We start from the raw sequence: 21,108 nt of genomic DNA, 5'->3' as shown, positions 1-21,108 counted from the left end.
ATATCATATTGGCAAATGCTTATATAACTTATTGCCCGCAAATATGCATCAACTTAGAGATTTTTTAGCAAATATAGAAAAATATGGTAAAGATACTTATATATATTTTGATAACATAAGATATAGCTATTATGAAATTTTGCAAAAATCATATAGTTTAGCTAGATTCTTAGAGTCTTGTGGTTATAGGAAAACATACTCAAATCTAAAAAACTCGCCATTATCTGTAAGCTTATATATAGCTAGTTGGATAGCAGATATAGATATTTTTGTGCCAATGAATCCAAGATTGGTTGATAATGAGCTAGCAGCGATAATTGAAGATGATAGTTTATTTATTACAGATAAAATATCTAGTCTTGAAGTAAATAAATTGTATATAGAAAATCCGATATCGTTTTTTGAAAGTCTTGAATATACGCAAGATTATTCGATTTATGCTAGATCTCTAACAGCGCATGTAAGCTCTGGAACAACAGGATTTTATCAAAAGCATCTTCATGATATTAATCAAATAATCAAATATGCTAATGATAGAATTAATGATTTAGGTCTTAAACAAAATGACCACTTATTAGTAGCATTATCAATAAATCATGCTTTTGCTTTTTCTTATCAAATCTTACCAGCATTAGCTATTGGATTAAATATAACAATTATCCGTGAATTTGATGCAAGATTAATAGCAGAGATTATTAACCAAAATAATGTAACTGCTTTAGCACTGTTACCGACAATGTATCATTTTTTGTTAGAGCAAAATATTTATAGTAATAATAATTTATGCTATCTAAGTGTTGCTGGTGATATAGTTAGTGAAAGTTTAGCAAATCAAGTTGAAAATAAACTTGGTATACCATTGCTAAATGGTTTAGGTATGACAGAGGTTTTTGGATATGGTCAAAATATATCTGCCAATACAGTTAATAAAGTTAAAGTTTTTGCAGATACTCAAGTAAAAATAGTTAAATTTGAAAATAGTGACTATGGTAAAATCTTCATCAAAAATAATATGCTACCTCTAAATATCAAAACTGAGTGGTTAGAAACAGGAGATATAGGTAGTTTCGATGCTCAAAGCCATGAGCTTAGTTTTTATGGACGTTATAAAGATATAATAATTAAAGGTGGTTCAAATATATCTCCAATTGAGTTAGAAGCAGCGATTTTGAAAATACCAAATATAGATAATTGCATAGTTACATCTAAAAAAGATAAAATATGGGGGGAAACTATTTGGGCATATTTGGTAGCATCTGAGCAGTACTCATTAGAGTTTATAAATAATAAGCTAGGCAATTATGTAGCTGAATACAAAAAATTAGCTGGAATTATTTATATTGATGAAATTCCAACAACGACAACTGGTAAAACTGATAGAAAAAAACTAAAAGAAATGATTAATCATGAGTAATATCCAATTACCACAATTTGCAATTCTTGAAGATACTTTAACGAATAAGCAAAGCTACTATTTTTACAATCCAGTTGCAGAAGTTATAGCTAACGATAAAGAATCACTTGAGTTAGCTTTTAGGCAATTGGAAGAACTGCAGCAACAAGGCTCATATCTAGTTGGGTATTTAAGTTATGAAGCTAGTTATTATCTTAATAATAATCTTTATGATTTATGCGATTTTGATGATGGTAAATTACTTCATTTTGTCGCTTTTAGTAATTATTCAAATGAAATCCCCAAGAATATAGTTTCAGATAAAAATATAGATCTAATGATAGATAGTCTTCATTTTGCAGATTATCAAAAAAGCTTTGATGAAGTTCAACAAGCACTTATTAATGGTGAAAGCTATCAGATTAATTTAACTAAAAACATCTTAGCTACTACAAAGCTTACTAGCTATGAGTTGTACAATAAGCTCAAACAACAACAATCAGTTAAATATGCTGCATATTTACCATTTTTAAACCCAGATATAATATCAATTTCGCCTGAGCTTTTCTTTAAAAAAGAAGCTGATAATTTACTTGTTAATCCAATGAAAGGCACAGCAAAGTTGACAGGTAATGACTTAGAAGATCAAAAGATATACAAGGAATTATTATCATGTGATAAGAATAGGGCGGAGAACTTAATAATTGTCGATCTTTTGCGTAATGATTTATCCGCTATTGCAAAAACTCATACTGTTAAGGTAGATAAACTTTTCTCAATAGAGAAATACAAGAATCTACTACAAATGACTTCACAAATTTCAGCAAAAGTAGATAAACAGATATCTTTTCGAAAGCTTTTAGATGGCTTATTTCCATGTGGTTCGATTACAGGAGCACCTAAAAAACGAACTATGGAACTAATCAAACAAATAGAAAAAGGTAAAAGGGGAGTTTATACTGGAAGTATTGGATATATTATGCCAAATAATGATATGTGCTTTAATGTTGCTATTCGCACGATTCAACAATATCATGATAACTTACAAATTGGTGTAGGTGGTGGTATTACTGTTTATTCAGATGCACAGTCAGAATGGCAAGAAATGAATACCAAGATAAATTTTATACGCCAAATTTACCAACCAGATTTTTGCTTAATTGAGAGCCTTTATTACCATAATAAATTTAGAAATTTAGAGTTACATTTAGATAGGCTTGAGGACTCTGCTAGGCAGTTATTTTTTGATGTTGATATTTGCAAGATTAAAGATCAACTATATGATTATGTAGAGCAATTAACTGATGATAAAGAATATAAAATCCGACTAGAATATCATTATGATAAGTCTATAAATATCGAGCATACTGAAATTAATACTACAGATCAACAAGCTATTAAACTAAAAATCTGCCCTGAGAAAATAAATTCAGCTAATAAATTATTTCAGCACAAAACTACACATAGTTCGACACGAGGCTTTTATACTCAAATACATCATAAATATATTCAAGATAAAAATTGTGAGCTTATCTATTTAAATGAAAAAGATAATATTACTGAAACTAGGTTTCATAATATAGTTATTGAGAAAAATGATAAACTTTACACACCAAAATTAGAAGATGGTGTCTTAGCAGGTGTTGCAAGAAAATCTTTAATTTCTCAAGGCAAACTGCAATCCAAAAGCCTAAATTTAAATGATCTAAAAACAGCTGATAAAATATATCTTATTAATAGTGTCAGAGGTTTGATACCAGCGTATTTGGAGATTTAAGATGGTTTTATATATTGATCATTATGATTCATTTAGTAGTACGATTGTTGATTATATAACTTATCTTGGCTATCAAGTATCAATGGTAAAAACTGATGAGCAAATTGATAATATTGAGCAATATTCACATATTATTATTGGCCCAGGACCAGGTCATCCAGATGAGATTAAAAATATCTATCCAATCATTGAGTATTGTCAGCAAAATAATTTGCCTTTGTTAGGAATATGTTTAGGTCATCAGCTTATTGCTCAATATTATGGAGCAAAAATCATAAAAGCTAAACAAATATGCCATGGCAAACTCTCAGAGATTAAACAGCTTCAATCATCAGCATTATATAAAGATCATCCACTGAAATTTGCTGTAACACGTTATCATTCTTTAATTGTTAATGATATTAAAGAGCCTTTGATTACTTTAGCCTCAACCGAGAATGATGAAATTATGTCTTTTGCTCATCGAAATGCAAATATTTTTGGTGTTCAATATCATCCAGAAGCATATTTGACCGAATACGGTTTATTAACTTTAAAGAATTTTTTAGCTCTTTGATTATATTTTTTGAGGTTTTATATAAAAGCTTAAAATATTAGCAATAATCAATAATCCCAAGAATAAACCATAAGCTATTTTATAACTCAAAAAAGTAGCAAAACCACAATCTACGATAGCTTTTTGGATATACGCAGCTAGTGGATTAATAATGCTATTTAAGATATATTCAACCAAAAATAGTAGTGATAATATACTAACAAGATAACTTTGCTTACGTTTATTTGCAGTATCAAAAACTATACCTGTAAAACCAAAACCAATACCAAAAAACAATGCAGCCAAACTAAGTATATAAATATTACTGATGTTGGTATAAAAGATCATAATAACCGAAATACTAGCTAGTGATGTAAAAATAAAAATATGACTTCTTTTAAGAAATTGAGTAGCAATAATTAGACCAACAACGATTGAAGCAATACCAGAAGCAAGTGATGCAATACTATTACCTATTAAACCAGCTTGTTGGCTAGCTAGCTTAGTATTTAATAAGATAGTATTTCCCCAATAGCCAATAGTGTTGAAAAAGACACAGGTAAAAAGACTAGCATAAAGTATCGTAAAGATTATTTGTCTATCTTTGAAAATATCTTTAATACCAGCAAAATAATCACTAAATGATTTGATATCATCGCTTCTAGGAATCCTACCATATTTAAATCTGCTAATAGAGTAGAGCATCAATATAACAAGCATAATACCTGCTAATGTTAAAACTATATAAGTATAGCTGTATTGCTTAACAGCATAATTTAGTGGCGCTCCTGAAATAGAAACTGCTAACGAGCCAAAGAAATAAATAAAACCTGTCGCAATTGCAAATAGACGCTTACTAAGAATAATACTTGTTAGTCTATAAGCACTCAACATAGCAAAAGCTGTACCGACACCTATAATAAATCGTGAAGCTAGTAGAGTAGCTGAGTTAATAGGGAAAGCAAAAATTATAGTTCCAATTAGAACTACTGTCATCGCAACCATTACAGGGATATCAATACCATATCTATCAACTATAATTCCAACAGGTATCTTCATAATTAGCATTGCGACACTATATATTGATATCGCAAAAGCAATGTCAATACTAGAAAATCCATATTGATTTACCAATGGTATAGAAAATGCTGAAAGTGAAGTATTTATCATGCGAGTATACATATAAAATGCTACTGCACTTAACCATATTAAGATTAGGAAGATTTTTTTGGACAATGTTTTGAACCTGTATTAGAACGGTATTGGATATTTTCTTCTAACTTTTTCGATATCTGCTAATACTTCAGCTGACAACTCAAGATTTATAGCATCAATATTAGTCTTTAGTTGTTGCATAGTAGTTGCCCCAATTATACTAGAGCTCATATATTCTTTTCTAATTGTGAAAGCTATCGCCATTTGGCAAACATCTAAATTATGTTTCATAGCGATTTCTAAATATTCTTTAACAGCCAAGTCAACTGTAGCATTTTGTCTAGTTGCAAATCGAGCTTTCTGCTCAGGTGATCCCATAACCTCATCAGACATTCTACTTCCAGCGGGGATATTACCATCTAAGTACTTACCACTTAAAATTCCCATTTGTAGTGGTGACCATGCTAGATAAGATATATCTTCAATAGCACAAGTCTCCATTACATCAGTTTCATCTCTTCTTCTAAGTAAGTTATACTCATTTTGTAAACTAACTATTCTTGGTAGATTATGTTTTTCTGCTAAGTTAATAAACTGATTTAGACCCCAAGCTGAATCATTTGATAATCCAATATGTCTAATTTTCCCAGCTTTAATAAGTTCATCACATGCTTTAAGTGTTTCAAGAATATTATCTTGTATTTGTTGTTTAGCATTAGCACCCTGAGCTGGTTCAAATGACCACCAATCTGCAAAATGATAGTTCGGTCGATTTACAGTCCAGTGAAATTGATATAAATCGATATAGTCTGTCTTTAATCTTCTAAGGCTATTATCAACAGCTGAAATAATATTTTCACGATTTATCTGAGGATTTTCCTCATTTCTAGCCCAAGGAATAGGCGAGAATTTCGTAGCTAATATAACATCCTGTCTTTTTTGTCTAGAAGCAAACCAGTTACCAATTATTTCTTCTGTCTTACCATAAGTATCAGGTGTTGGTGGAACAGCATATAGCTCAGCAGTATCCCAAAAATTAACTCCTTGAGAAAGAGCATAATCCATTTGTTCAAAACCTTGATCTTGAGTATTTTGTGCCCCCCAAGTCATAGTTCCAAGGCAGATTCTACTTATATCAATGTTAGTTTTACCTAGTTTTGTATATTTCATATTTATCTTTAATTATTTAAAACTGTAAAAATTATAGCAAATAATGGCCAAAATTTGATTTGTATTTTTTTCTAAAATGGAACAGGATATTTTCTTCTAACTTTTTCAATATCAGCTAAAACCTCATCAGAGAGATTTAGATTAATAGATTCAATATTTGTTTTTAGTTGTTCCATAGATGTAGCACCAATTATGCTACAACTCATATAGGCTTTTCTAATTGTAAAAGCTATAGCCATTTGACATATATCAAGATTATGTTTTTCAGCGACTTTGATATATTCAGTGACAGCATCATCATTAGTAGCAAATCTAAAAGCATAGCGATCTTCTTGCCCATCTAGAATTTCAGCAGACATTCTAGTACCAGCAGGGCGAGCACCATTGCGATATTTACCCGTTAAAACTCCTTGTTCAAGTGGTGACCATGCAAGATATGATATCTCTTCAAGAGCACATGTCTCCATGATATCCGTTTCATCTCTACGGCGATTTAGATTATATTCATGCTGAATACTTGCAAGACGTGGTAGATTATGTTTTTCTGCTAAGTTAATAAATTGATTTATCCCCCAAGCTGAATCATTTGACAGCCCAATATGTCTAATCTTTCCAGCTTTAACTAACTCATCACAAGTAATTAGAATTTCATAGATATTATCAACTATGCGCTGTTTATTTTGTTGACCTACTAAAGGTTCAAAATCCCACCAATTGCCAAAATGATAGTGAGGTCTATTTGTCGGCCAGTGGAATTGGTATAAATCAATATAATCAGTTTGTAAGCGCTTTAGACTATTATTTACAGCATCAATAATATTTGTCTTATCAGTGATAGGGTTTTGCTCATTTCTAGCCCATGTCATAGGCGAAAACTTAGTCGCTAATACTACATCATTTCGTTTCTGCCTTGTTTTAAACCAGTTACCGATTATTTCTTCAGTTTTGCCATAAGTCTTAGCAGTAGGGGGGATTGCATACATTTCGGCAGTATCCCAAAAGTTAATACCTTGAGCAAGAGCATAATCCATCTGCTCAAAGCCTTCATCTTGAGTATTTTGACGTCCCCAAGTCATAGTACCAAGACATATTCTACTAACATCAATATCAGTTTTACCAAGTTTAGTATATTTCATAGCTAATTTTTAAATTTAAATCTGTGTAGAAATTATATCTTAAAATTGAAGTTATTCTATTTAAATATTTTTATTGGGTTATAGATACTAATTTAGTCGATATTGTTGGATTATATTTAATATCTGCATTAGGGAATGCATCATAATTTTTACGAGCTTGGTGTAATTTTGTAATATCTAGTTTTTCGACAACTACATCTTCTTTATTGAAATTACCCATATTTAAATGATTGAGTTTAAAAGCTTTATTCTGAGGAGATGTAAAAATTATTTGACTTACACCATCAACTCCTTGGGTATTTTGTTTATCTAAGCCTGAAGCCATACCTACTACCATACCATATGCAAAATTTTGAATAGATAGCATTTTCATTGCAGTATGAACTCTATTTAAACCATACAAATCATTGGTGTAAGATGGTGCGATTATAATATCTGGCTTAACTTTTGAGAGTTGTTCAGAGACATTCGGAAATTCACTTGTATAACATATTACAACAGCAATTTTAGTGCCTTTATAATCTAGTACTAATATATTTTTACCAAACTTATTATAGCCAACATTTCTTTCTTCTGGAGTTAGATAAATTTTATCATTTTCTATTACTTGCCCGTTGGGCAAACCTACCAAAACAGTATTGGATATTTTACCATCATTATTTTTGGCAATAGTTCCACCTATAACAATCATCTGGTATTTTTTAGCTAAGTCGGTAACCAAATTTTTAGTTTTACTATAGTATTCACTAAGTTTAATAATACTATCCTTGCCCCATGGTAAACCATCAATTAAGTTTACCGTGTTATCTTCAGGAAAAACTACAATTTCAGCTCCTTGGTCTTTAGCTTGCTTAGTTAGTCTATTCATATCTTTGGCAAACTCATCAAAAGACTGTTGTTTGATTAGCATCTGCGCAGCAGCAATATTAATTGTTTGGCTATATCCATAACTGCTAATAAATATGATGATAATTATTAAATATTTTAGGTGTTTAACCATTCTAGTTATTCTCCTATCTAGGAAAGTGATTAGTAATTTACTTTTTAGATCTTAAGATGCCTGAGACTGTATACTTAGATATTCTGATTTAGTTTGATAAACTTTAGAGCCATTCTTCATTAGTTTAAGAAATGCTTCTACATCTTTATTTTTAAGAGCTTGATTCATAGCAGCATGAGCATCATCTATTGATTTCCACTCAATGATATCAACCCATTGATTTGGATTAACAGTATTTTGCGTTAGAGTCCTTTTTATAAAACCCTGATATCCTTTTAGCTCTTGTGTCACTTTACTAGACAAATCGAGCACTTGTTTAGTAGATGTATCTTCCGATGTTTTAAAAGAGACTATCTCTAAAATAGGTGGATTGCTTACTGCATGAGCATCAGATGTATCTAAAAGCAAAAAAAGCATACCAATCGTGAGACCGAATATAATTGCGACTTTCAATAACATTTCTTTGAACATATTATTCCACAATATAAAATTATAACATTTATACCATTATATAGTTTTAAAATCTTTCTTCAATCTCGGCTCAATCTTTTAATAAACTAAAAATATCTTTTTAAGTAAAATTTAGCTATTCCCAAATACTCATGGACTATAGCCTGCGTTATATAAAAATTATATGCACTAGGTAGAAAACCTATTTCAGGAGTTACTTTAGATGAAGCTATGTTTATTGTATTTATATTAAAGCTATCAAAGATTAACTTAGCTCTTTGATAGTGAATACCTCCTGTAATTAAGCAATATGTATTATTGTGATCGCTTAAAATCTTTTTGGTAAATTGAGCATTCTCGTAAGTGTTTTTAGATTGTTTTTCTAATCTTATTTTTGATTTAGGAATTCCTAACTTATAGAGAATATCAGCATAAACTTCAGCTTCTGATAACTTATAACCAGATGGAGAACCACCACTTATTATAATATCTTGAGGATATTCGTTATAGACTTCAGCAGTCTTAAGGATACGATCATAAGCACTAATGCTAGGTTCTAATTTATCAAATGCTTGATTGATACCAGCTCCTAATAGAATAATTGCTTTGGTATTCGCACATTGTTCAATATCTGTGGATTCTAATTTAATAGGTTTAGCCAAGATATTACCAATAACGCCATTACCCACGAGATAGTAGATAATTGTTACAATGATAACAAAATATCTAAGATAGCCTGTTGCAAATATACAAATAAGTATTAGGATAATAAAAAATAAAAATCCAATATCTAATAAACTACTCATTTTAGAATCATTCTTTTTTAGCAAAGAGACCACCAAGCATTTCGGTATATGTTTCAGAGTTTTGATTATTTGTACCTCTAAATGATACACAGGTATGTTTTGCTTTTATCTTTACACTTACATCATCTGTTGAGAGGATGAATTTTAGAGTTTCAAATATTTGAGCAGTCATTCTTTCTTGTATTTGTGGACGTCTTGCAAAGAAGTTGCAAATACTATTGATACGACATAAGCCTATAATATTATTATTTTTAGGAATAAATGAAACTTCAGCAATACCTTCAAATGGCACAAAATGATGCTCACAAAATGACATTATAGTTATATTTTTTTGTGTAAGTATTCCTTCATATTTGAATTCATTCTCATATAATGCACAAGCTGGAAAATTAGCATAATCTAAGCCATTGAATATTTCCTGAGTAAACATCCTAGCTACTCTAAAAGGTGTTTTTTCAAATTCATGTGTCTGTAATCCTAGAGCATCTAATATTTCACGATATGCTTTTGAGATCTTAGCAATTTTAGCATCGTTATCAAGTTCAAAATTTCTCGCTTGTTCTAGACCTAATTTTATGAGATGTTGTTGTACATCTCTACCTAGCTTAGAACAGTATTTATCATTCATGTTTTATTAGCTTTCAATTTAATTAAATGGGCTTTAGGTATTATATTATTTAATAACTCATCTTTATAGAGTAAATAGAGGCTATTAGTGTTAATATAGCTATGCTAAAAAATACCGGAAATAAAAAATTCATGCAATTCTCAGATTTAGGTTTAAATCCTTTAATATGTAGCGCTTTAGAAAAAAAAGGCTATACAAAACCAACTCCAATTCAAGCCAAAGCGATTCCATTAGTTCTAAAAGGTAATGATGTCATGGCATCTGCCCAAACAGGAACAGGCAAGACAGCAGGCTTCACATTACCAATTATCCAAAGACTTCTTGATCAACCAAAAGCTCAAGCAAATCGAGTCAAAACTCTAATCCTAACTCCAACAAGAGAGTTGGCAGCACAAATACAAGAACAAATTCAAATATATGCAGCGAATACTCATATTCGTTCAGCAGTGGTTTTTGGTGGTGTTAGTATCAATCCTCAAATGATGAAGTTACGCAAAGGAGTTGAGATTTTGATAGCGACTCCAGGTAGGTTACTTGATTTATATAGTCAAAATGCTCTTAAATTTGATAGTTTAAATACATTTGTTTTAGACGAAGCAGACAGAATGTTAGATATGGGTTTTATTAATGATTTAAAAAGAATTCATAAGCTTTTACCAAAAAAGTTACAAACATTAATGTTCTCAGCTACATTTTCACCAGAGATAAAAAATCTTGCATGTGAGTTTCTTGATAATCCTCAATCAGTATCGGCTGATGTTGTAAATACAACAGTCAAAAAGATTACGCAGAAAATTTATACACTAGATAAATCAACTAAGATTAATGCTCTGATTTCACTAATAAAAGATCAAGATCTACATCAGGTTTTGGTTTTTTCGCGTACAAAGCATGGCGCTAATAAGATATCAGAGAAGCTAAATAAAGCTAGTATAACAAGTAGTGCAATACATGGTAATAAAAGCCAAACAGCTAGAACAAAGGCATTAGCAGATTTTAAATCCAAAGATATAAACGTCTTAGTTGCAACCGATATCGCAGCACGAGGAATTGATATTGCCCAACTACCATGTGTAATCAATCTTGATCTACCAAATGTAGCTGAAGATTATGTCCATAGAATAGGCAGAACTGGTAGAGCAGGGCAAGATGGTCTAGCTATTTCTTTAGTAAGCGCAGATGAAGTTGAATCACTATCAAATATAGAACATTTAATTGGGCATCTGTTACCACGAGAAGAGTTAGAAGGTTTTGAGGCTACTCATAATGTACCTATTACAAGTATGTCACGTAAAACTAAGGCTAAAAAAATTGATGAAGTCAAAATAATAGCAGCCAAAAGAGCTAATAAAAATAATAAAAACACTAATCAAAAGAAAAGCTCAAATCATAATAAAGATTTTGCAAAAAAGATAAAACAAAAAATTCATCAGAATAAAAGTGTCAGAAAGCCAAAGGCTCAAGATTAATTATTTTGTAGGTAATACAGCATTCTCTTCATGCATTCCATGAGTGTTCTCAGATACGAAATGTACTCTCGTACTTTCAATGATAGAGTTTAACCATCCGCGAGCAACCCACATAATAGCTGCGATTACTGCTACAAATATTCCTATAGTTAAAAATACATGTCCATATACAGCTAGACCTTCTACTTTTGTAAATACAGTACCTGCTTCTGGAGCTGTCAAAGCACCTACATAACCACCAATTGGACCAGCAACCATTGTTGTTAGAGCCCACATTCCTAGAGCAAAACCACTCATTTTGCGTGGGAATAGCTCAGCAACCATAGATAAGCCTAATGCTGAGATTAAAAGCTCTCCAGTAGATTGGAAGAAATAGCTAGCAACTAACCACCATCCAGATACAATACCATCAGTAGCTGTAAACTGTGGGAAGTATAGTACTAAAAATGCCATAGCACATAGTGTCATACCAAAGCAGAATTTTGTTACATGCGTACCAGGTATCTTCTTATATATTACAGATAATAAAGGTGACATTAGTACAATCACTAATGGATTAAGTACCTGCCATTGCTCACCATGAACAGTCATACCTAAGAAGTGAGGATCAACATTATTAACTGCAAAGAAATTAAGTGAAGTAGGCATTTGTTGATATAGTACAAAGAAGATAATTCCTTGAACAATCAATATTAGAGCTACTAACATTCTTTTTCTTTCATGGTCAGATTGTTTGAACATTTGCATAAAGAAGTATATTAGTGCTAGTATCGCAATTACAACCACTATACTAGTACATAAAGTAGTATCTTCTAAAATATTACCTGTAATAAATATAGCTATACAAGCTCCTATAATCACTACTAAGACTTTCATCCAAGACATTTTTTGCTTACCAGCCTCTGTAGCAATTCTCTGGATTTTTGGATAGAAAACAGTATAACTAATCAAACCAAGAAACATACCAAATGCAGAGCATAAAAAAGCATGTAAATAGCCATACTTTGCAGCTAATATAGGGGTTATAAGCATAGATACAAATGAACCAATATTAACAGCCATATAGTATAAAGTCATAGCACCATCTAGAGCTGGGTCACCTTTTTCAAATAATTTTGAAATTAAAGAAGTAGGATTAGCTTTAAATAGACCTCCACCTATCGCAACACCTGCTAATGAGTACATTACGACAGTTTTTTCTGTACTACCGAATGAATCTGCTATAACCGCACTAAAACTAAGAGATAGGTAAGATAAAAATAAAATTCCTGCTCCGATAAATATCGTACGCTTAGCACCCAAATAGTTATCACCAATCCAACCACCAATTAATGGACCACCATATAATAGTGCCGAAAATGAACCAAAAATCAACATTGCCTCAGATTCACTGAAGCCTAATTTTTTAGCAAAGTATATGGCTAATATAGCTTGCAGACCATAATAACCAAATCTCTCCCATAACTCTAATGTCCACAATACCCAGAAAGGGGTAAGATTACTTTTTTTTGAATGATTTACATCACTAATAGTCACAATTATTCTCCTATTTTGAACAATACAAAATAACCTTTTAAAAAAGGCCAAAAATTCATCATAGAGTATTTAAGCTGTAAAAACAATGATAAATAACAGGGAGGATTATATTTTTATTCAATATGTATTAATATACGTTTAATATCAACTATCTAACAATTATAGCAGTCCCATAACAAAAAACTTCTGTACCACTAGTAGTTCCACCTAAACTGCTTGAATCATATCGTATAGCTACTATAGCATTAGCACCTAACTCTTGAGCTTGGTTTATCATCTCTTGCTCAGCATGCAATCTAGCCTCTTTACAGACATTAGTATAAGAGGTATTTTTGCCACCTATTATATTTTTTAGTCCACCTAGTATTCCTTGAGTTATAGTTGGAGTTCGCACAATTATCCCTGTAACTAGACCTTTGTGTTCTATAATTTCTCTTTTACCAAGAGTATCAGCTGTAGTCAATATCATAAGATTTCCTTACATAGTTACAAGCTCTTCGGAGCTAGTAGGGTGGATAGCTATAGTATCATCAAAGTCACGCTTTGTAGCGCCCATATTGATAGCTACTGCAAATCCTTGTAGCATCTCATCAACATTTATACCAATCATATGACATCCAACAACTCTTTCATTATCACCTGTTACAACAAGCTTCATAACGGTTGGCATTCTATGACCAGAGATAGCACAATATAGAGCTGTAAAGCGAGATTTGTATATCTTTACATTACCATCACCATACTTATCTCTAGCTTCTTTTTCAGTTAATCCTACAGTACCAATAGCAGGGTGCGAGAAGATTACTGTTGGGATATATTCTAGATTAGCTTTTAGATTAGTTTCACCATTAAATAGTCTACGAGCTAGATATCTACCTGTTTTGATAGCTACAGGTGTAAGTTGTGGCACGCCTGAAGCATCACCTAAAGAGTACACCCCTTTAACATTTGTTTCAGACCATTCATTAGCAGGAATTATACCTTTATCAGTAATTTCTATATCGGTGTTTTCTATACCTAAATTATGAGTATTTGGCGCGCGACCAGTTGCCCATATTAGAGTATCAACATTTTCTAAAACCTTACCTGTATCAGTAGTGATTTTTAAAGTACTACCAGCTTTTTCAACTTTAATGATATTTGTATGGTTCATGATATTTAGGTTTGTCATTTCCATACATTCAACCAGAGCATCACTAATACAATTATCAAACTCCATCAATGGCTTATCTCTACGCACCATAACAGTTGTATTTGTACCGTGAGCATTTAGTACTCCAGCAATCTCAACACCTATGTAGCCACCACCAACGATCACAGCTTTTTTTGGAGTTTCTTTTAATTCAAAAAACTCATCAGATGTGATACCAAGTTCAGAACCTTCGATATTTTTTGGCACAATAGGGTAAGCACCTGGAGAAATAAAGATATGATCTGCTGTCAGCTCTGTACCATCATCTAGAATGATAGTCTTATTATCTTTAAACTTACCCCAGTTATTAAAATGAGTGATGTTCCATTTATCTAATAGTCTGTCATAGAAACCATGAATATTACCTATGTAAGTAGCTCTTTTTTCTTTGAGCTTTGCCCAGTTAAATCCTTTAACTTCAACATCAAAACCATAGCCTGCGACATCGTGTTTTAAAGCTTCTGCTAGATTAGCTCCATACCACATAGCTTTTTTAGGTACACAACCTCTATTTACACATGTACCACCGAGTTCACGTTTTTCGATAATTGCAACTTTTTTACCAAACTTAGCAGCCTGTACAGCAGATGCTATACCACCAGAACCACCACCTAAACTTATTACATCAAAATGATTATTACTCATTCTATTTCCTTACTATTTATTTTATGAATACAATTTTACTTATTTAGTTTGTAAATATGTAGAGTTTTAGTTACTTGTCCATTTTCATCTACTTCACCAAAACCGATTGCTTTAATCTTAAAGCTAATTGGTTCTAGTTTCGTATCTTTGATAATCGCATTAAAATCTTTGTCAAAGCTATCTCTTTCTTGATCTGTTTGTAAATTAGCAGCTAATATACTTATATGAGGATTAAATTCTGCAAAAGCATTTGGTGAACCATATTTTTCAAAAGATACTAATTTGCTCGGATAGAATTTAACCCAACTTGGGGCAGGATAGTCTTTATCTCTATATTTTGCTAAGTTACTTATTACAGTGTTGGATAATTGCTGTAATGATTGAGAATTTTTGATATCGAGCATTACAAAGCCACTTTTACCAGCACTAAAACCAGTAGCTATTATAAAAAATGATTTTGTATTCTTAGCAAGATCAGCTAATTGAATCTCAATATCATTAAGATATTTGCTTTGAAAACTTGTTAAATACAATGTCAAATGTACTGGATGATTTTTGATAAACGGAGTAGTCTTGTATTTTTCTAGTACATTTGTTTTAGCTAAAGAATCATCAAATTCTTTAACATATTTATCAGCTGTAGTATCTGGGATTAGATAAACATTATACTGTTTGAAACTCTCTGCAAAGCTATCTAGTGTGATAAACAGAAATGCAAATAAAATAAATAACTTATAAAATAATTTATCTTTCATTAATATTCCTCGAGTTGATTTATAAGTATATTAAACGATTCTATAATATCAGTTTCTCCGGTATCAATTCTAATAATGTCTTCTTTCCATGATTGATAATCTCTATTTACAACATCTTGCCAAGTAGGGTACTTGTTTGGGTTTGATTTATATCTAGTTTCTATTCTATTTTGATGAGCTTGTATATCGCTACAGATAATTTCTATATTTATAACTTTTGTATCATTTATCTCTGATAATGAGTTCCATAATTCTCGAGACTCTAAAATAGGATTGCAACAATCTATAATTACACTTTTACCAAGCTCAAGGTTTTCCTTAGCTTGATAATAAACTATTTCATAGCCTTGTTTATTTAGCTCTTGCGAATATGCTTTTTTGAGATAGTACTCAACAGTATCTACTCTGAAGTAGGCTACATTAGTCAGAGCCTGAGCTAGTTGCTTAGCTAAAGTTGTTTTGCCTACTCCTGGCAAACCTGAGAATATATAAATATAGTACATTGTTATAAACTTCCACCACCGTCAACACAAATAACTTGTCCTGTGATAAAAGATGCTTCATTTGATAATAAGAAAGCTATTGTTGCAGCTATTTCTTCAGGCTTCCCTATGCGCATCATAGGAATAGAATCTAAAACTTCTTTTTCTTCACTACTACCAATAGGTCTAGTTTTTCTAAATAATTCAGTATCTACTGGACCCGGAGCTATAGCATTTACACATATCCCATACTTAGCAAGCTCTAGAGCCCAGGTTTTAGTACATCCAACTAAAGCAGATTTTGCAGCGGAATAACTTGTACGATTTTTAACTCCAAAGATAGCTCTACTTGCAATATTAACAATTTTGCATTGTTCTTTTAATTTCATTTTTTCAATAAAAAACTGTGATACTTGTACAGCACTTCTAACATTTAAATTATAGACGTCATTAAGTGCTGAAATAGAAATTTTTCCAAATGGTTCTGGAATAGCTATTCCAACATTATTAATAATTGCATCCGGACATCCGTGAATCTCATTTATTTGAATGAGTGTAGAGGCAGTTTGTTCTTCATTAGCCAAGTCACATAAAAACAACTCTCCGGGAAAATTATCAATATATGATCTCGCTATTCCAATAACTTGCCACCCTTGATTATTTAAATATAAGCTTGTAGCTAATCCAATTCCTTTTGTGGCACCTGTGATTAAAACAGTTCTATTAAGCATTTTGAGAGCTCCTTGATAGATTAAACCTCATAATCATAACTAATAGTTAGTGGCGCATGATCTGAGAACCAATTTTCTTTGTAAACATAATCAGATTCTGGTACAACTTTATTTTTTAGAGCAGACGTTGAAATATGATAGTCAATTCTCCAGCCGACATTATTTGCTCTAGCCTGACCACGGTTTGACCACCAAGTATATTGTAACGGCTCATGATTAATCACTCGGAAAGTATCAACCCAACCTAGATCATCAAAAATATGATCTAACCAAGCTTGCTCTTCTGGTAATACCCCAGATGTCTTACCATAATTTGACTTCCAATTTTTGATATCTATCTCTTTATGCACAATATTAAAATCACCACAAACTATAAAATCTCTACCAGATTCTGCTTGTTCTTTTAGTATTTCTTTATATTTTTCAAGAAACTGCATTTTGTAGTCTTGGCGAATATCTCCACTAGAACCACTAGGTAGATATAGACTGGCAATGCTGAATTTTTCATAGTCAAACTGAATATATCTTCCTTCGTCATCAGCCCAATCTAATCCAAGCTCTTTGATTACCTTTAGAGGCTTTTTCTTAGCATAAATAGCTGTACCACTATAGCCTTTTTTGACAGCATCTTTAAAATCATAGTAATAGCCATCTGGGAAATGCTGTTCATCCTTTTCTATCTGATGAAATTGGGCTTTAGTTTCTTGTATACACAAAAAATCAATATCTTGAGTTTTAAACCACTCCCAAAATCCTTTCCGAGCAGCTGCGCGTATACCATTAGCATTGAATGTCATTACTTTTATCATCAGATTATTACTAAGTTTTAAGATTTATTGAGACATTTTAGCATTTTAGAACTAGTGGTGTAATAGTAAATACTTATTGAGTCAATAAATGTTTTTGATAGTAAATATTCTTATAGTACAAGTTTTATATTGTTATAATTACGTAATCATAAAAAATTGAATTAGCATTATGTCTAACTATATTTCCAAACAAAAAATCAAAGTAAGTCAATCATCGACAGGTGAAGATATTCATGTAGAGAAAATAACTATCAAAGGTTCTGATTCATCAGCACCAAGTGTATATATGCAAGCAAGTATGCACGCTTCAGAATTACAAGGAAATGCTGTAATGATAGAGCTTTTAGAGTATTTCAAAAAACATCAGCCAAAAGGCGATGTTTATCTAATCCCTCAATGCAACCCTATCGGTAAAGATGTATTTATAGGAGCAGGGCACCAAGGTAGATTTGATTCTGCAACAGGAGATAATTTTAATAGATACTATTTTTACCCATCTATTGATTACTCAGCATTTGTCAAAGAACATATCAACTCTACTACAGCGGAGTATAAGCAAGCTTTTGAAAATCTTTTACAGCAACACTTAGATAAAGAACTAGCAAATGAGTGGGAGCTATCTAGAGCAAAAAGATTAAATCTTCTAGTCCAAAGAGAAGCCCAAAAGGCAGATTATGTCCTTGATTTACATACTGATACAGATGCTACTACTTATTTATATACTGCAGATTTTGCAAAAGAAATCGCAGAAAAATTTGGCTATAAGGATATGTTGATTATAGATAATGATAAAGCTGGTGGTGCTCTTGATGAAGCCACATTTTGTCCATGGTGGCACTTATCTCAAGAGTTTAAAAAACAAGGTAGAGATGAACAAATACTAAAAGAGGGCTATACACTTGAATTAGGTTCTGAGGAATATATAAATTTTGCTAATGCTAAAATGCAAACTCAAGGCATCCTTAATTACCTGAAACATAAAGATATTATCGATTCACCTTTTGATACAAATTTATTGAATACTGATATTAGACATCATGTCTATGGAGCTAACTATAAACACCTAAAAGCAATTGAAGGTGGATTATATGAATGGTTTATAAAGCCAGGTGATATATTCAAAGCTGGAGATGTAATTGGTCAATATATTCAGACATCTACCATGCAAAAGAAAGACTTAATTCTACCTTATGGTGGTGTTGTAATTAGTATTCATAATACTGGTGCAGTCTGTCAAGGAAGCCAATTGATTAACTTGGCTATTATCTAATTATTACTGGCAAAATATATGAAAAAAATATTATTAATTAATGGTAAAAAGGAATTTGGGCATTCAAAAGGTGCTTTGAATCAATATCTAAATGATATCGCTGAAAAGCATCTTAAAAGCTTTGGTCATGATGTCAAAGTTACAGTTATTGACGATGGTTATGATATAGATGAGGAAATTCAAAAGTGGCTTTGGGCTGATACAGTGATTTATCAAATGCCAGGTTGGTGGATGGGTCCACCTTGGATTGTCAAAAAATATATTGATGAAGTATTCACCACAGGTCATGGTGTTATGTATGCTAGTGATGGTCGATCTAGACATGATGCTAGCAAAAAATATGGTTCTGGTGGTTTACTTCAGGGTAAAACATATATGTTCTCATTAACATGGAATGCTCCATTAGAGGCTTTTGTGGAGAAAGATCAGCTTTTTGAAGGTGTTGGAGTTGATGGGGTATATCTACACTTTCATAAAGCTCATGAATTCATAGGTATGAAAGGATTACCAACATTTATTGCAAACGATGTTATTAAAGATCCTAAAATTGAGGAGTATACTGAGAATTATAAAAACCATTTAGATAAAGTTTTTAACAAATAGGAAAACGTCATGAAAAAAGTATTAATGGTTACAACTAGTCATAGCAAAATGGGTGATTTGGATGAAAAAACTGGATTATGGCTATCAGAGCTTACTCACCCATATTACAGTATTCTTGATGAAAACATCATAATTGATATTGTGTCAATTACTGGTGGAGAAATCCCTATTGATCCTAATAGTGTTGCTGAAAAAGATCTTCTAAATGATAGGTTTTTAGCCGATGATAGTTTGAAAAATATTATGAAAAATAGCACTAGTCTCAGAGATGTAAATATCAAAGAATATGATGCAATAGTATTTGCTGGTGGACATGGGGCAATGTGGGATTTCCCAAATGATTCTAATGTACAGAATAAGATTCTAGATGTTTATTCTAGATATGGAGTAGTTGGTGCAATATGTCATGGTGTAACAGCTCTGATAAATGTTAAAGATAATGATGGGAAAAATATTATTAGAGATAAAGAAGTAACCGGCTTTAGTAATAATGAAGAAAAAATCGTCGGTTTGACTGATGTTATGCCTTTTTCTCTAGAGGATAGTTTAGTCAAAGCTGGTGCTAAATATAGTAGTGCTTTGGAGTGGCAATCTTGTGTGAAAACTGATAGTAAAATTATTACTGCGCAAAATCCTCAATCAGCTACAGACTTTGGTAAAGAGATAAAACAGACATTAATTAATAACTAATAATTTTCCTATTTATCTAACTACTCTGCAAGAATCATTACAGGTGCAGCATATGAAACATTATGAGAAAAACCACTTATTGGGTGTAAACTACCACCAAAACCTAAGTTTGCTAGACTAAACATAACTACTACTGATAGAATTAACTTTTTCATTTTTATATTTGATTTATTTTCTGAGAGTATTATGACAAAGATTTTTTAATGTTAAATATATAGATTTTATAGTAGTTATAAGTTTTACTTATATCTTATTTTTTGCAATAAATTGCTATGCTACGAGGAGTATATATACCAAAAGTGGCCCATGCTATGATCAAATCTGAGGTTGTCTGTTCAGCATCAACTTTATAAATATTGTTGCTACCTTTACATATTTTACTAGCATTTATATTAGTTGATGGTCCCATACCTAACAAGAAGGTATCTTTTTTATAATAAGTAGGCTTTTCTAATACCTGTTTAGACTTTTCAAAATTTACAGTTTGTGTTGCACAACCAGCTAGTATTATATATATGTTAAAAGTTATAATCTTCTTCATAAGGGCTACCCACAGTAAACATAAGTATGTCGAGGAGTTATTATACCTAAGGTTATCAATGATATTAGTCCATCCCACAGAAAAGGTTTTGTAAAAGTAACTTTTGCAACTTTCTCTTGATGCCCATCACAAATGTCAGCAGGAGTTACCTTTGATGTTTGTCCCAATCCACCTAGTATATAGATATTAGGAACTTTACCAATAATTGGTTGCCTATCTCGAGGAAGATTTTTGAAAGTAACGCTCTGATCGGCACAATTAGAAAGTAATAAAATACTGAATCCTATCAGAAATATCCGAAAATATTGTAGAATACAGTGTCTCATTTGTATCAA

At 31.7% G+C, this 21,108-nt stretch carries 24 protein-coding genes; 7 read left to right on the top strand and 17 right to left on the bottom strand.

Annotation, left to right across the window (positions count from 1 at the left end):
- The first annotated feature begins 43 nt into the window (after positions 1-43).
- The 3 genes from FQ699_RS05165 to FQ699_RS05155 are packed head-to-tail and all read left to right on the top strand — an operon-like array spanning position 44 to position 3,726.
- The gene (locus FQ699_RS05165) at positions 44-1,414 is read left to right on the top strand and encodes a class I adenylate-forming enzyme family protein (RefSeq protein WP_146421414.1); all 1,371 of its coding nucleotides are present in this window, start codon (positions 44-46) and stop codon (positions 1,412-1,414) included.
- Positions 1,407-3,170 (top strand): aminodeoxychorismate synthase component I, encoded by a 1,764-nt coding sequence (pabB, locus tag FQ699_RS05160; protein ID WP_146421413.1) that lies wholly within the window; start codon positions 1,407-1,409, stop codon positions 3,168-3,170. The genes FQ699_RS05165 and pabB overlap by 8 nt, the downstream gene beginning before the upstream one ends.
- Before the next feature lies 1 nt (position 3,171).
- A complete protein-coding gene (locus FQ699_RS05155; RefSeq protein ID WP_146421412.1) occupies positions 3,172-3,726 on the top strand; it encodes an anthranilate synthase component II in 555 nt (184 codons plus the stop codon).
- Here FQ699_RS05155 and FQ699_RS05150 read toward each other — a convergent pair whose 3' ends face one another.
- From FQ699_RS05150 to folE, 7 genes are all read right to left on the bottom strand, one after another.
- Positions 3,727-4,887 (bottom strand): MFS transporter, encoded by a 1,161-nt coding sequence (locus FQ699_RS05150; RefSeq protein ID WP_146421411.1) that lies wholly within the window; start codon positions 4,885-4,887, stop codon positions 3,727-3,729.
- Between the two features lie 69 nt (positions 4,888-4,956).
- Positions 4,957-6,030: an aldo/keto reductase gene (locus tag FQ699_RS05145; protein ID WP_146421410.1), complete on the bottom strand. Its 1,074-nt coding sequence runs from the start codon at positions 6,028-6,030 to the stop codon at positions 4,957-4,959.
- Positions 6,031-6,101: 71 nt separating this feature from the next.
- On the bottom strand, positions 6,102-7,166 hold the full coding sequence (locus tag FQ699_RS05140; RefSeq protein WP_146421409.1) for an aldo/keto reductase: 1,065 nt from the start codon (positions 7,164-7,166) through the stop codon (positions 6,102-6,104).
- Between the two features lie 70 nt (positions 7,167-7,236).
- On the bottom strand, positions 7,237-8,166 hold the full coding sequence (locus tag FQ699_RS05135) for a nitrilase-related carbon-nitrogen hydrolase (RefSeq protein ID WP_146421408.1): 930 nt from the start codon (positions 8,164-8,166) through the stop codon (positions 7,237-7,239).
- A 51-nt stretch (positions 8,167-8,217) separates the two neighbouring features.
- On the bottom strand, positions 8,218-8,637 hold the full coding sequence (locus tag FQ699_RS05130; protein WP_013923090.1) for an antibiotic biosynthesis monooxygenase family protein: 420 nt from the start codon (positions 8,635-8,637) through the stop codon (positions 8,218-8,220).
- An 86-nt stretch (positions 8,638-8,723) separates the two neighbouring features.
- Positions 8,724-9,422 (bottom strand): YdcF family protein, encoded by a 699-nt coding sequence (locus FQ699_RS05125; RefSeq protein WP_146421407.1) that lies wholly within the window; start codon positions 9,420-9,422, stop codon positions 8,724-8,726.
- A 7-nt stretch (positions 9,423-9,429) separates the two neighbouring features.
- Positions 9,430-10,050: a GTP cyclohydrolase I FolE gene (folE, locus tag FQ699_RS05120; protein ID WP_146421406.1), complete on the bottom strand. Its 621-nt coding sequence runs from the start codon at positions 10,048-10,050 to the stop codon at positions 9,430-9,432.
- Positions 10,051-10,181: 131 nt separating this feature from the next.
- On the opposite strand from folE, the gene FQ699_RS05115 reads away from it, so the two are divergent.
- Positions 10,182-11,519: a DEAD/DEAH box helicase gene (locus FQ699_RS05115; protein ID WP_146421485.1), complete on the top strand. Its 1,338-nt coding sequence runs from the start codon at positions 10,182-10,184 to the stop codon at positions 11,517-11,519.
- On the opposite strand, the gene FQ699_RS05110 is transcribed toward FQ699_RS05115, so the two are convergent.
- From FQ699_RS05110 to FQ699_RS05080, 7 genes are all read right to left on the bottom strand, one after another.
- Complete coding sequence (locus FQ699_RS05110; RefSeq protein WP_146421405.1) at positions 11,520-13,055, bottom strand: oligopeptide:H+ symporter; 1,536 nt, start codon at positions 13,053-13,055, stop codon at positions 11,520-11,522. It abuts the gene before it with no gap.
- A gap of 148 nt (positions 13,056-13,203) precedes the next feature.
- Positions 13,204-13,524, bottom strand: coding sequence for a YbjQ family protein (locus tag FQ699_RS05105; RefSeq protein ID WP_146421404.1), 321 nt, complete (start codon positions 13,522-13,524; stop codon positions 13,204-13,206).
- 9 nt (positions 13,525-13,533) lie between these two features.
- A complete protein-coding gene (gene gorA / locus FQ699_RS05100) occupies positions 13,534-14,892 on the bottom strand; it encodes a glutathione-disulfide reductase (protein WP_146421403.1) in 1,359 nt (452 codons plus the stop codon).
- A 35-nt stretch (positions 14,893-14,927) separates the two neighbouring features.
- Positions 14,928-15,647 carry a 2'-5' RNA ligase family protein gene (locus FQ699_RS05095; protein ID WP_146421402.1) on the bottom strand — a complete coding sequence of 240 codons (720 nt, stop codon included), beginning with the start codon at positions 15,645-15,647 and terminating at the stop codon, positions 14,928-14,930.
- Complete coding sequence (locus FQ699_RS05090) at positions 15,647-16,150, bottom strand: P-loop nucleotide/nucleoside kinase family protein (protein WP_146421401.1); 504 nt, start codon at positions 16,148-16,150, stop codon at positions 15,647-15,649. The genes FQ699_RS05095 and FQ699_RS05090 overlap by 1 nt, the downstream gene beginning before the upstream one ends.
- Before the next feature lie 2 nt (positions 16,151-16,152).
- On the bottom strand, positions 16,153-16,860 hold the full coding sequence (locus FQ699_RS05085) for an SDR family oxidoreductase (protein ID WP_146421400.1): 708 nt from the start codon (positions 16,858-16,860) through the stop codon (positions 16,153-16,155).
- Positions 16,861-16,880: 20 nt separating this feature from the next.
- Positions 16,881-17,669, bottom strand: coding sequence for an exodeoxyribonuclease III (locus FQ699_RS05080; RefSeq protein ID WP_146421399.1), 789 nt, complete (start codon positions 17,667-17,669; stop codon positions 16,881-16,883).
- Positions 17,670-17,838: 169 nt separating this feature from the next.
- On the opposite strand from FQ699_RS05080, the gene FQ699_RS05075 reads away from it, so the two are divergent.
- The 3 genes from FQ699_RS05075 to FQ699_RS05065 are packed head-to-tail and all read left to right on the top strand — an operon-like array spanning position 17,839 to position 20,232.
- Positions 17,839-18,939, top strand: coding sequence for a succinylglutamate desuccinylase/aspartoacylase family protein (locus FQ699_RS05075; protein WP_146421398.1), 1,101 nt, complete (start codon positions 17,839-17,841; stop codon positions 18,937-18,939).
- A gap of 18 nt (positions 18,940-18,957) precedes the next feature.
- The gene (locus FQ699_RS05070; protein WP_146421397.1) at positions 18,958-19,542 is read left to right on the top strand and encodes an NAD(P)H-dependent oxidoreductase; all 585 of its coding nucleotides are present in this window, start codon (positions 18,958-18,960) and stop codon (positions 19,540-19,542) included.
- Positions 19,543-19,566: 24 nt separating this feature from the next.
- Complete coding sequence (locus FQ699_RS05065; RefSeq protein ID WP_146421484.1) at positions 19,567-20,232, top strand: type 1 glutamine amidotransferase domain-containing protein; 666 nt, start codon at positions 19,567-19,569, stop codon at positions 20,230-20,232.
- Positions 20,233-20,252: 20 nt separating this feature from the next.
- On the opposite strand, the gene FQ699_RS09800 is transcribed toward FQ699_RS05065, so the two are convergent.
- From FQ699_RS09800 to FQ699_RS05055, 3 genes are all read right to left on the bottom strand, one after another.
- Positions 20,253-20,387, bottom strand: a complete 135-nt coding sequence (locus tag FQ699_RS09800) for a hypothetical protein (RefSeq protein WP_013923104.1) — start codon at positions 20,385-20,387, stop codon at positions 20,253-20,255.
- Between the two features lie 95 nt (positions 20,388-20,482).
- Positions 20,483-20,773: a Bor/Iss family lipoprotein gene (locus FQ699_RS05060; RefSeq protein WP_146421396.1), complete on the bottom strand. Its 291-nt coding sequence runs from the start codon at positions 20,771-20,773 to the stop codon at positions 20,483-20,485.
- 5 nt (positions 20,774-20,778) lie between these two features.
- Positions 20,779-21,099, bottom strand: a complete 321-nt coding sequence (locus FQ699_RS05055; RefSeq protein WP_146421395.1) for a Bor/Iss family lipoprotein — start codon at positions 21,097-21,099, stop codon at positions 20,779-20,781.
- Between the last annotated feature and the right edge of the window lie 9 nt (positions 21,100-21,108).

The sequence above is a fragment of the Francisella salimarina genome, from assembly GCF_007923265.1.
Classification (GTDB): Bacteria; Pseudomonadota; Gammaproteobacteria; order Francisellales; family Francisellaceae; genus Francisella; species Francisella salimarina.
This window is presented reverse-complemented; position numbering and strand designations above follow the sequence as displayed.